Source organism: Vannielia litorea, assembly GCF_900142295.1.
GTDB classification, from domain to species: Bacteria; Pseudomonadota; Alphaproteobacteria; order Rhodobacterales; family Rhodobacteraceae; genus Vannielia; species Vannielia litorea.
Genome location: NZ_FSRL01000001.1, coordinates 938,206 through 950,540 on the forward strand (window position 1 = coordinate 938,206; position 12,335 = coordinate 950,540).

10 protein-coding genes are annotated in these 12,335 nt (G+C 70.0%); 8 read left to right on the forward strand and 2 right to left on the reverse strand.

What is annotated here, in order from left to right; all coding sequences use genetic code 11:
- Positions 1-7: 7 nt before the first annotated feature.
- From BUR94_RS20615 to BUR94_RS04810, 6 genes are all read left to right on the forward strand, one after another.
- On the forward strand, positions 8-2,044 hold the full coding sequence (locus BUR94_RS20615) for a caspase family protein (RefSeq protein ID WP_074255091.1): 2,037 nt from the start codon (positions 8-10) through the stop codon (positions 2,042-2,044).
- A gap of 49 nt (positions 2,045-2,093) precedes the next feature.
- The gene (locus BUR94_RS04790; RefSeq protein ID WP_074255092.1) at positions 2,094-3,707 is read left to right on the forward strand and encodes a caspase family protein; all 1,614 of its coding nucleotides are present in this window, start codon (positions 2,094-2,096) and stop codon (positions 3,705-3,707) included.
- A 49-nt stretch (positions 3,708-3,756) separates the two neighbouring features.
- On the forward strand, positions 3,757-6,156 hold the full coding sequence (locus BUR94_RS04795) for a peptidoglycan DD-metalloendopeptidase family protein (RefSeq protein ID WP_074255093.1): 2,400 nt from the start codon (positions 3,757-3,759) through the stop codon (positions 6,154-6,156).
- A 198-nt stretch (positions 6,157-6,354) separates the two neighbouring features.
- Positions 6,355-7,740 (forward strand): bifunctional enoyl-CoA hydratase/phosphate acetyltransferase, encoded by a 1,386-nt coding sequence (locus tag BUR94_RS04800; RefSeq protein WP_074255094.1) that lies wholly within the window; start codon positions 6,355-6,357, stop codon positions 7,738-7,740.
- Positions 7,737-8,900, forward strand: coding sequence for an acetate/propionate family kinase (locus tag BUR94_RS04805; RefSeq protein ID WP_074255095.1), 1,164 nt, complete (start codon positions 7,737-7,739; stop codon positions 8,898-8,900). The genes BUR94_RS04800 and BUR94_RS04805 overlap by 4 nt, the downstream gene beginning before the upstream one ends.
- A 55-nt stretch (positions 8,901-8,955) precedes the next feature.
- On the forward strand, positions 8,956-9,255 hold the full coding sequence (locus tag BUR94_RS04810) for a PAAR domain-containing protein (protein WP_074255096.1): 300 nt from the start codon (positions 8,956-8,958) through the stop codon (positions 9,253-9,255).
- 119 nt (positions 9,256-9,374) lie between these two features.
- Here BUR94_RS04810 and BUR94_RS04815 read toward each other — a convergent pair whose 3' ends face one another.
- Both BUR94_RS04815 and BUR94_RS04825 read right to left on the reverse strand, forming a co-directional pair.
- Complete coding sequence (locus tag BUR94_RS04815) at positions 9,375-10,052, reverse strand: hypothetical protein (RefSeq protein ID WP_074255097.1); 678 nt, start codon at positions 10,050-10,052, stop codon at positions 9,375-9,377.
- Between the two features lie 533 nt (positions 10,053-10,585).
- The gene (locus BUR94_RS04825) at positions 10,586-10,792 is read right to left on the reverse strand and encodes a cold-shock protein (protein ID WP_074255099.1); all 207 of its coding nucleotides are present in this window, start codon (positions 10,790-10,792) and stop codon (positions 10,586-10,588) included.
- 599 nt (positions 10,793-11,391) lie between these two features.
- Here BUR94_RS04825 and BUR94_RS20620 point away from each other — a divergent pair.
- Both BUR94_RS20620 and BUR94_RS04830 read left to right on the forward strand, forming a co-directional pair.
- Positions 11,392-11,529, forward strand: coding sequence for a hypothetical protein (locus BUR94_RS20620; protein WP_175570423.1), 138 nt, complete (start codon positions 11,392-11,394; stop codon positions 11,527-11,529).
- 56 nt (positions 11,530-11,585) lie between these two features.
- Entirely contained in the window at positions 11,586-12,332 is a 747-nt protein-coding gene (locus BUR94_RS04830; protein ID WP_074255100.1) for a hypothetical protein, read from the forward strand.
- Positions 12,333-12,335: the final 3 nt, after the last annotated feature.

Genomic DNA, 12,335 nt, shown 5'->3' on the forward strand with positions numbered 1-12,335 from the left:
GCTGACCATGGCGACTGCGCCCGAAACCCGAACCTTCTCCAAAACTCTTGCCCAGGCGGGGCTCGGCTTCAGGTCGGCGACCGCGCTCGTGGGGGATGTCGCCCGCAAGGCGGGCCTCACCCGCGCCGCCCGCAGCGCGCCGCTCGCCCTGGTCTTCGTCACCGCCGCCACCCTGACCGCCGAGGCCAAGCGCGTGGCCCTGGTGGTCGGCAACGCCGATTACGACAACGTCTACGCCCTGAAGAACGCCACCAACGACGCGCAGGATCTCGCCGCCGCGCTGGAGCGGCTCGATTTCGAGGTCACCCTGCTGACCGACGCCACCGAGGCCGATTTCTGGAGCCGGCTCGATACCTTCGCCGCCTCCGCCGCAGAGGCCGAGAGCGCCATGTTCTTCTTCTCGGGCCATGCGTTCCAGCTGGGCGGCGCCAACTATCTCGTGCCCAAGGACGCCACCCTCGCCTCGAAGGAAGCCATCGAGAACGAGACCTGGCGCCTCGACGAGATCGTCAAGCGGCTCTCGGCCAAGAACCGCCAGACCCTGATCTTCCTCGACGCCTGCCGCAACAACCCGCTGCCCGAGAGCCTGCGCGGCGGAGCCGAGGGCCTGGCGCAGATGGAGAAGGGCTCGGGCACCTTCGTGGCCTTCGCCACCCAGCCCAACAACGTCACCTCCGACGGGGCAGGGGAGAACTCGCCCTTCACCCAGGCCCTGCTGAACCACATCGAGGAGCCGGGCATCTCGGTCTCCGACCTGATGATCCGCGTCCGCAACGACGTGGAGAGCGAGACCTTCGGCCGCCAGACCCCCTGGGACCAGTCCTCGCTCCGCGCCCAGTTCTACTTCAACCCGCAGGTCGAGCAGACCGCGGAGCTGACCGACGCCGACTACGAGCTGATCGCCGCGCTCGACCCCGAGACCCGCAAGCGCCTGCTCGCGGCCCTGGGCAACTCGGGCACGAACATCGTGATCGAGGATGTCGAGGAGGAGGTCGAGGAGATCGTCGAGGCCGTGGCCATCGTCGATATCGTCGACGTGCCCGACGAGAACACGCCCACCGAGACCCCGGGCAAGGCCACCGGCGATACCGTCGTGGCCTCCAACGAGGCCGACACCGCCACCGGCGCCGACAGCGCCGTCGTGGTCATCGGCGGCGACCAGGCCCCCGAGCGGGTGGCCGCAGGCGGCGAGACCGAAACCGCGGATCCGACCGGCGACGCCACCACCGTGGTGGCCTCCAACGAGGCGCAGCGCACCGAGGGCACCGTGGGCGCCGAGCGTGTGACCGGCACCGAGGTCGCGGGCGCCGAGCGCGTCACCGGCTCCGAAGTGACGGGCACCGAAGTGGCCGGCGCCGAGCGCGTGACCGGCACCGAGGTCACCGGCGCCGAGAGCACCGGCACCGATGTGGCCGCCGCCGTGCCCGCCGACCCGAACGGCAGCCGCACCAAGGTGATCGGCCCCGACGGCGAGGAGCGCGAGGCGGTGATCCTCGCAGGTCTCGCCCCGACCCGTTCGCTCGAGCCCTCCACCGCCGAGCCGCGCAGCCGCGTGGTCGGCCAGGAGATCGAACGCGACAGCGAGGAGGCCCGCGCCGCCGGCGTGGCCCCCGAGGCCCCCAAACTCACCGGCAAGGATCTGGCGATGGCCGTGCAGACCGAGCTGAGCCGCCTGGGCTGCTACCGCATGGCGATCGACGGCGACTGGGGCAAGGGCTCCCGCGTGTCGCTGTTCCGCTACTATGCCGCCCGCGCCATCGCCACCGACCAGCTCGAGCCCACCAACTCGCTCCTGCGCAGGCTGGAGGCCGATGACGAGGTGGCCTGCAAGGCCGTGCAGCAGGTGGCCTCCAAGAAGGCCTCCCAGGCGATCACCCAGGTTCGCAAGGCCGCGGCGACCAAGCGCCAGGCCGCGCCGACCAAAGCCGCCGCCAGCTCCTCGAGCAAGAAGCGCATCCAGGGCAACACCACCACCGTCCGCACCAAGTCGGGCGGCACCAAGAAGACTGTGACCAAGAAACTTCGGGCCGGCGTGTTCCGCTGATCCGCAACGTCCCGCCGTGGACGGGCAAGACCGTTTGGGGGAGGGCGAGATGGTCCCTGTGATCGCTGTGTTCCTGCGCATCACCCGCCGCCGCCTGCGCGGCGCGGTGCTGCTGCTTGCTGCGCTTGTCGCGCTTGCAGGCGATCCGGCCCGCGCCGAGGGCCGCGTGGCGCTGGTGATCGGCAACGCGGGCTACACCGCGCTTCAGCCGCTGGCCAACCCGGTGAACGACGCCAAGGGCATCGCCGCCGCGCTCGAGCGCATCGGCTTCGAGGTCACGCTTGTCACCGACGCCCCGCACGACCGGCTCGCGCCCGTGGTCGATGCCTTCGCCGCCCGCGCCGAAAGCGCCGAGACCGTGCTCTTCTACTACTCCGGCCATGCCTTCCAGCAGAACGGCCGCAACCTCCTGGTGCCGGCCGATGCCGCGCTCGGCGCCCCCGAGGCCTTCGAGGCCGAAACCTGGTCGTTCTCCGACGACATCGTCGCCCGGCTCTCCGGCGAGGGTCGGCAGACGCTCTTCTTCCTCGATGCCTGCCGGACCAACCCGCTGCCCCTGTCGCTGCGCGGCGCGGTGGGCGACGGGCTGGCCAAGCCCGACACCGGCACCGGCTCCTTCGTGGCCTTCGCCACCCAGCCCGGCGCCGTCGCCCGCGACGGTCTGGGCGTCAACAGCCCCTTCACCCTCGCCATGCTGAAGCACATGGAAACGCCGGGCATCTCGATCTCCGACCTGATGATCGCCGTGCGCAACGAGGTGGTCGCCGAGACCCGCGAGACCCAGGTGCCCTGGGACCAGTCCAGCCTGCGGGCGCAATTCTACTTCGTGCCGGTGGAGGAGGCGGGCGACGAGCTGACCGAGGCCGACCTCGACGCCATCGGCGGGCTCGACGAGGAGAGCATCCGCAACGTGATCGGCGCGCTCGCCGACAACGGCGTGACGCTCGAGATCCTCGTGGTCGAGGACGAGCCCACCGAGGTGGCCGATGCCACCCCCAACCCGATCGTCGCCATCGACGAGGTCGAGGACCCCAACCAGGCGGCCACCGACCCGGAGACGGGCACCGGCGACGAAGACACCCAGGTCGCCATGCTCGATGACACCCGCTCCGTCGGTGACGACGCCCCGGACGACACCGGCGAAGCCACCCTGGCCGACAAGGTCGCCGCCGCCGAGGCGGTGGTGGCCGCCGCCGCCGCCCGCGCCAGCACCGGCCCCACCGAGGCCGATCTCGCCGCCGTCGAGCTGCCCGGCGACCTGCCCCTCGCGATCCAGCAGGAGCTGTCGCGCACCGGCTGCCACCGCGCCGTGGTGGATGGCATCTGGGGCAAGGTCAGCCGCATCTCGCTGCTGCGCTACTACACCGCCAAGGGCAAGGTCACGGCAGAGGAGGCCCGCGCCGAGCCGACCGAGCTGGCCTATCGCCGCCTTGCGCTGGAGCCCGGCGTGGTGTGCGAGGGCGTGGTCGCCGCGCCGGTTCGCACCGCCTCGGCCAGCACCGGCAGCAAGCGCACCGTGGTGCAGAAGGCCGCCGCCCCCGCCGCGGCCACGACCGCGCCCAAGACCACCACGCCGCGCATCTCCAGCAAGCCCACCACCAGTTCCTCTGGCACCAGGGTGCCGCCCAAGATCAACCGCGCCAAGCCGGGAGTTTTTCGTTAAACTCCGGGTATATCGTTGAAAACCGCCCCGATCCTGTCATCGTGACGCCGTGCTGAAAGATCAGATAGACCCGCGCTTCACCCAGGCCGCCAGCGCCGCCAAACGGCGCAAGCGCGCGGCCCGGCGCGGGCGCGTGCTGATCGGCCTGGTGGCGACGCTGCCGGTGCTGCTGATCGGCCTCGGCATCTGGCTGACCTGGGACAAGTGGACCTTCAACACCGGCGGTGGCGAGGTGGCCGAGGAAGACCTCGACGAGGGCTTCGCCATCTCTTCCGACGAGGATACCGCCGCGGCCTCCTCCGCCTTCGTCGCCGCCTTCGTCGATCTCGCTGGCGACCCGCTCATCATCCGCTTCGCCGAAAGCGGCGATGACACCAGGAAAAAGCTCGACGCCCCCGCCTCGCTGCGCGGCGACCGCGTTCCGCGCGGCGAGCTGGTGCTGGTGAGCGACGTGATGGTTTCGACCGAGGCCCGCTTCGTGACCACGCTGCCCTCCAGCCAGGAGGATTTCGCCTTCTTCCAGCTCCAGAAGAGCGCGCCCCGCAAGGCCGAGGAAGCCTCTGCGGAGGAGGCCCGTGAGGTGGCCGGCGCGCTCGGAGAGGCCGGCGCCGACGAGGCCGCCGAAGACCTGGGCGAGGTGGCCGAGACCGAGGGTTACGAAGAAACCGCGCTCGACGACGAGACCGGCGGCTGGGGCGAGGCTGTGGGCGAGGGCGAGCAGGAGGTGCCCGGCTTCACCGAAACCGTGATCGAGAACACCACATCGGTCGTCTACACCCGCCCGCAGGACCTGCGCGACAAGCTCGACCGGGATATCTTCGTCAAGATCCAGTACGACCGCGCCCTCGACGAGCTTCTGGTCGACAACGGCTTCTTCGAGAACGAGGCCAAGGCGGTGGCCGAGGCGGCGCTGGAGTATTTCCAGCTCGAGGGCCTGAAGGCGGGGCAGGTGGTGGCGATGCGCGGCCAGCCCCAGCTCGGGGGCAGGCTCTCCTTCCGGCAGATGTCGATCTACGACAACGAGGTCTATTTCGGCACCCTGGCGATCACCGACGAGGGCGCCATCGGCCCCGGCTCCGACCCCTGGGTGGACGACGAGCTCTTCGACTACGCGGGCGAGGAAGAGGAGGAGCAGGTCACCGAGCAGCGTTACCGCATGCTCGATGCCTTCTACTCCGCCGCCATCCGCAACGGCATCCCCTCGGTGGTGGTGGGCGAGGGCATCGCGCTGCTGTCCAAGGAGCACGACCTCTCGGCCTTCGCCAACCCCGGCGACAAGATGCGCTTTCTCTACGCGCCGCCGAGCGAGGGCGACGAGGGCGGCACCGGCGCCAGCCGCATCCTCTACATCTCGATCCAGGGCGAGGCGGTCGATATCGAGTGCTTCGTCTACGCCACCAACGCCGAGGGCGACATGGGCTGCTTCGGGCTCAAGCCCAAGGCCGGCGGGGGCGGCGGCGGCGGGCTGGTCGGCGGCATGGTGACCCCGGTCAAGGGCGTGCTGACCTCGCGCTTCGGGCCGCGCCACCACCCGATCCTCAAGACCGTGCGCGTGCACAAGGGGGTGGATTGGGCCGCGCCCACCGGCACACCGATCATCGCCGCCTTCGGCGGCACGGTGAGCTACGCGGGCGACGGCTCGGGCTATGGCAACCTGGTCAAGATCGACCATGGCAACGGCATGGAAACCCGCTACGCCCACCTCGACCAGTTCGCCACCAGGGCCGGCACGCGGGTGCAGGCGGGCGACCTCATCGGCTACGTCGGCACCACCGGCCGCTCCACCGGCCCGCACCTGCATTTCGAGCTCTACATGGGCGGCCAGGCCGTGGACCCGCTGGGCGCTGCCGGCCCCGGCGGCGGCGCGGTGGCCTCGGGCGACAGCTCCGGTGCCGTGGAGGCGCTGGTCAACCAGATCATCCGGGTCGAGTCGGGCGGCAACGCCACCGCCAAGAACCCGCTCTCCAGCGCCACCGGCCTCGGCCAGTTCATCGAGAGCACCTGGATCCGGATGATGCGCACCTACCGGCCCGACCTCGCCTCGACCCTCTCGCGCGCCGAGCTGCTGGCGCTGCGCAACGACCCCACGATCAGCCGCGAGATGGTCAAGCGGCTGGCGATGGAGGGCGAGAGCTACCTGCGGGCGCGGGGCCACGGCATCACCGCGGGCCGGCTCTACCTGTGCCACTTCCTCGGCGCACAGGGCGCGGCGGTGGTGCTCTCCAGCCCCGACGACGCCATGCTGATCGACGTGCTGGGCGCGGGCGTGATCAAGGCCAACCCCTTCCTGACCGGCAAGAACGTGGCCTACGTGAAGGCCTGGGCCGAGCGCAAGATGTCGGGCTCCAAGGGCGCGGTGGTCGTCACCTCCGCCCCCGTGGTGATCCAGGAGCCCGGCGGGCTGCCCGACTACCGCAAGGACATCAACGCGCTGCTCACCCGCATCTGAGCCCTTGGCCGCCCGCGCACCCTGCGGGCACCGCTCCGCCTGCCGTGCCGCGTGGCGCCCCATATCCCGGCCCGAGGCCCAAAGTTCCGGCGCCTGGCCTGTCATCGCGGCGTTACCTCGCCATGTCACGCGGGCAAGGCTGGTCAAGGGGCGCGGCTTGGGCCAGTCTGGCGCAGCATTTGATTGGAGCGATTTGGGATGATCCAGGAATTTCACAACACCCCCTACGACAAGCTCGAAGTGGGCATGGAGGCCGAGCGCAAGCGGCTGGTGCTGGCCGATGACCTCTACGTCTTCGCCAACAGCTCGGGCAACCTGAACCCGCTGCACCTGCCGCGGGAGGACGGCGACGGCGACGGGCTGCCCGAGGCGGTGACCCCCTCGATGTGGCTGGCCGCCCAGATATCCGCCGTCTTCGGCAACCAGCTGCCCGGGCCGGGCACGCTCTACCGCTCCCAGGATCTCGAGTTCTGCGGCCGCGCCTTCGCGGGCGACGAGGTCGTGACGCGGGTGGTGCTCACCGCCAAGGAGCCCGACCGGGTGGCGCGGTTCCACACCACGGTCACCCGGGTCAGCGACGGCGCGGTGATCGTGCGCGGCGAGGCCACCGTCTTTGCCCCCGAGCGCCCGCAGAGCTTCAAGGCCGACGACATCCCCGGCCTCACCGTGCGCCGCCACAAGCATTTCGATGCGCTGATCGACCTCGCAGGCCCGCTGCCCGCCATCCCCACCGCCGTGGTGGCGCCCGAGGAGGCCAACTCCCTCGGTGGCGCGCTGCTGGGCTGGGATCACACGCTGATCACCCCCATCCTCATCGGCGACCCGCTGAAGATCGCCGACGCCGCCGCCGAGATCGGGCGCGACATCTCCGCGCTGGAGATCATCGCCGAGCCGAACCACGCCAAGGCCGCCAAACTGGGCGTGAGCCTCGTGCACGAGGGCCGCGCACAGGCGGTGATGAAGGGCCACCTGCACACCGGCGAGCTCCTGGGCGCGGTCTTTGCCCGCGAGGGGGGCCTGCGCACCGGGCGGCAGATCTCCCATGTCTTCGTGATGGACGTGCCGGGGCTCGAGCACCTGCTGCTCATCACCGACGCCGCCATCAACATCGCCCCCGACCTCGAGACCAAGGTCGACATCGTGCAGAACGCGATCGACCTGGCGCACACGCTCGGCATCGCCGAGCCGAAGGTGGGCATCCTCTCGGCGGTCGAGACGGTGAACCCCAAGATCCCCTCCACCATCGACGCCGCCGTGCTCTCCAAGATGGCCGACCGGGGCCAGATCAAGGGCGGGCTGGTCGACGGGCCGCTGGCGATGGACAACGCCATCGACATCGACGCCGCCCGGACCAAGGGCATCAAGGGCCTCGTCGCGGGCCGCGCCGAGATCCTCGTGGCGCCCAACATGGAGGCCGGCAACATGCTGGCCAAGGAGCTGACCTTTGTCGCCCATGCCGAGGCGGGGGGCATCGTGATCGGCGCCGCCGTGCCGGTGATCCTGACCTCGCGGGCCGATGACGACGCCGCGCGGCTCGCCTCCTGCGCCGTTGCGGCCCTCTACCAGAGCAACCGCAAGCCATGAGCGCGATCCTCACGCTGAACGCCGGCTCCTCCTCCATCAAGTTCGGTCTCTTCGATGCCGACACGCTGGAGGAGGAGGCCGGCGGGCAGGTCGAGAAGATCGGTGGCAAGACCGAGCTCGACCTCGAGATCCCCGGCCAGCCCAAGCTGGAGCGGCGGATTCCGGCGGCCAACCACCAGGAAGCGGTCACCGCCATCCTCGCCGCCATCGCGCCCTATCTCGACGGGCGCGAGGTGGTGGGCATGGGGCACCGGGTGGTGCATGGCGGGCCGGATCACGCGGCCCCCCTGGTGCTCGACGAGGCCGCCATCGCGGCGCTGACCCGGCTGGAGCCGCTCGCCCCCCTGCACCAGCCGCACAACCTCTCCGCCGTCCGGGCCGCCCGCCGCGCCTTTCCCGAAACGCTGCAGGTGGCCTGCTTCGACACCGCCTTTCACCGCGGCCACCCCTGGGTGAACGACACCTACGGGCTGCCGCGCCGGTTCTACGACATGGGCGTGCGACGCTACGGCTTTCACGGGCTGTCCTACGCCTTCATCGCGGGCAAGCTGGCCGAGGACTGGCCGGCGCTGCACGCGGGCCGGGTGGTGGTGGCCCACCTCGGCAACGGCGCCTCGCTCTGCGCCATGGAGGGCGGGCGCTCCATCGCCTCGACCATGGGCTTCTCGGCGCTCTCCGGCCTCTGCATGGGCACCCGACCCGGCCAGATGGATCCGGGCGTGCTGCTCTGGATGCTGGACGACCAGGGCATGAGCTCCGTCGAGATCACCCGGGTGCTCTACAAGGAAAGCGGGCTCAAGGGCCTCTCGGGCCTGACCAACGACATGCGGGCCCTGCTGGCCTCCGATGTGCCCGAGGCAGCGCAGGCGGTGGATTACTTCACGGACCGGGTGGCGCAGGAGGTGGCGGCGATGGCGGCGACGATGGGTGGGATCGACGCGCTCGTCTTCACCGGCGGCATCGGCGAAAACGCCGCGCCGATCCGCGCCCGCGTGCTCGACCAGCTCGCCTTTCTCGGCTTCGCGCTTGATGCCTCGGCCAACGCCTCCGGCGGCACCCGCATCAGCTCCGGCCTGCCGGCGCTGGTTCTGCCCACCAACGAGGAGCTCGTGATCGCCAGGGCGGTCCGGGATGCGCTGCGAGGGCGCGCGCGGGCTTGACGGTCCTCGCCGCCCTGTCCACATTCATCCCGACGCAACGAAGGACACGCACCCGATGCCCAAGGTCACCCGGCTGGGAGATATCGGCTCCGGCCACGGCTGCCACTTTCCGCCCTCTCCGGCGATCGGCGCCTCTCCCGATGTCTTTGCCGAGGGCAAGGCGGTTGTCCGCAAGGGCGACCCCTACGTGCCCCACGCCTGCCCGAGCTGCCCCGCGCCGCCGCACCCGCGCAACCTCTCGGGCGGCTCCGGCTCGGTCTACGTCAACGGCAAGCCCGCAGGCCGGATCGGCGATGCGATCTCCTGCGGCGGCGCCGCCGATGCCGGGGCGGCGCAGGTCTCCTTCGGGGATTGAGCCCGCAGCCAGCGCACCCTTGCCGCGCCGCGAGCCGACCCGACCCGGCATGCGGCTTGCCAAGCACCCTCCTGGCCCCGGTCAGCCGCCAACCCGCACGGGCCTTGCGGCCGTTCCTGTCACCCTGCGGCTCTGATGGCCTCGCGCAACTCGGCATGAAGGATCCAGTTTCCCGGTTTGTCGCCCTTCCGTTGCTCGCCCCGGTAACCCATGAAGGTCGTCCCGTCCTGGTCGCTGGTCACATCCTCCGATGATGTCTCGACAGACAGGTAGCTGGCGATCAACAGCCCGGCCGACGCGAAGGCGCGCACCGCCGACGCGATGGATTGGTACCCGGCCGCCTTGGCCAGGCGCATCTCCGACAATCCGCCGTCATCGGCCACGGCCAGCGCCGCCAGCATGGCCCGCTGCGGGCGCGACAGCGCGACCTGGGCCACCGCTTCGGCATATTCCTCGATGCTCGGCACCGTGATGCCCGTGGCCCGGTCCATGCGCCGGTCTCCGGTTCTGCGAACTTCCCTCGCGTCGATGACTTCGTGCAGGGCGGCGATCGCGGCTTCCTCCGTCGCGCCTCGCGCCTCGGCGATCAGCCCGCGGGCGTTGGTCGGCGGTTTCGGGAAGGCACGGGCGACATATTCCCCCGAGAGGCGGCCGGACTTGATCTGATAGCGGCCGTGTTCTCCCAGCTGAACCGCTGCCGGAGTATCCGACGGCCGTTCCACGACTTTCTTTTTCTTCTTGTCCTTGAAGAGGTCGCGACCGGTGGCCGTTCGACCTTCCATGCTGAAACGCGTCATGAGAGCTTTCTCCGAAGATGGGTGTTGGCAGGAACGCGGCGGGGCTGGATCACGCGGGCAACCGCCCGGCGTCCGCGACCGTCTCACGCCTCTGGTCGCCGTGACTGCGCCTGTCGAGGGAATGGGCGGCAGCATGAACGATCGCGTGGGTCTCTCGCCGCAGGGCAGGGGGCGCCAGGGCCAGGGTGCCGGCGGCACACGCGAGCCAGATGCGCAGGGGGCTGCCGCGATGAAACGATCCCTGGCCGCCACCGGGCCGGATCGTGCAAAGGCGCAGGACGCAGGCCGTAGTGCACAGGGCGAGCAGTATCGTCAGCGCCGTGCTTTCCCACAGCACCCACCGGGCAAATGCCCAGGCCGCGCAAGGCGGCGCAAGCGTGACGATCAGGGTCTGGAGGCTCCGCGCCGGATCGGCGGCACGGGAACAGGTCGGAACAGGCAACCAATGACGGCGATCGACCGGAACTCCGGTGCGGAACTGGTCATCGGTCGCAGTGCCCGGGCGCTCGCTGGGGAGCGCCCGGGCCACGCGATCACGCCAGCGCGAGATTGGTCGCGCTCTCGCGGCCGTCGCGGCCGGTCTCGACGTCGAAGGTCACCTTCTGAGCGTCGGCAAGGCCGGTCAGGCCAGCGCGCTCAACGGCGGAGATGTGCACGAACACGTCCTTGCCGCCGGTCTCGGTTTCGATGAAGCCGAAGCCTTTTTGGGAATTGAAAAATTTCACGGTGCCTTTGGCCATATCCGTGTCTCCTGTTCAGGTGCTGCCCGCAGGATGCGGCAGCCCGGCAAAGTCAGACTGAGAGAACGACTGAAGCCGGATGAACGGAAGCAGAGGGTCGCAGAGAATAACGTCAGCGCGCCCTACATGTGCTTTTTGCGCCCGATATACAAGGCTTATCACGTCGCGCCGCCAGATTCCTCGGTCGGCAGCCGCTGCCGAGGGCACGTCATTGACAAGCCTCCGGCCGGTCCCCATATGTATAGGGCGTTATCGCTCTGCCGCGTGAGCAGGCGGATGGACTTGTCCGCCCCCGGCCGTGACGCACCGTTTTCCCACATCACGAAGGGGAGACGCCACCCAGGGCGGCTTCTGGCACAATGCGGTGCGGGAGTGATCGGCCAGGATGCACCCCGACCGACCGCGCCTTCGTGCCCGTTTGCGTCCCGCTGATCGCCGCGCCGTGACGGCAGCCATGAGGGCCCAGGCCACGCCCGGCCCCTGTCTGCGGTGCGCCGCGCGAGCCACGCCGAAAAGACCGCGCTGAACCGGCAGCGGACTGCGACCCGGACAAGACGCTCTTACAGCGACGCGGCGCTTTCTCCGCAGGAGGATCCTTCATGAACTCTCCCGACTGGCGCACGCCTGGCCTCTCCGCCACCAGACCTCCCGACCGCGGCACTGCGCAGGCCTGCCTGGCCTCGCGCGACGCGGAGGCAGCGCCGGACCGCCCCGAAACCGCGGCGGACGCGGGATGAGCGCGCCCCTCGCAGCAACCGAGCCGAGATCGCGGCAGCAACACCTGGCTTGGGTCATGCTGGCCACGGTCGGGCTGATCGCTTTCCTGGCGCTGCCGGTCCTCGCCCAGGATGGCACAGGCGTCGTCCCCGAGAACGCGGAGGCGCGCAGCTATGGCGGCGGCTGGGACTGTGCCCTCGGCTACCGGGTGAGCGGTGCAGCCTGCCTTGCCGTCGACGTGCCCGAAAACGCCCATGCCACGGGGCAATCCTATGGGGCAGGCTGGGCGTGCAATCGCGGATATGAAGAGGCCGGCGCCGCCTGCAAGGCGATCCCCGTGCCCGAACACGCCTTTCTGCGGTCATCTGGCTACGACTGGCAATGCGATCGTGGCTTCCGGCCGGACCGCGAATCCTGCGTCCCGATCGTCCTCCCCGAAAATGCCTATCTCTCGGAGGATTCCTCGGGCTCCGGCTGGGCCTGTGAACGCGGTTTCACACCCTCGGCGGAGGCCTGCGTTCCGATTGTGGTTCCCGAGAACGGCTATCTCACCAATGCCGACTACGGCCCCAAATGGGCCTGCGAGCGGGGTTTCTTCGAGGCCGATGGCCGCTGCGATCCGGTTGCACTTCCCGCGCATGCCTATCTCGACCAGGAGTCCTACGGGCCCGGCTGGCGCTGCGAGCGGGGCTTTCAGGCCGTGAACGACAGCTGCATCCCCATCGACCTCCCGGCAAATGCCCATCTGGACCGGTCCGGTAACCGTTGGCGCTGCGACCCCAGCTTTCAACTCGCGGATGGGGAGTGCCTCCTTGAACGATGATGC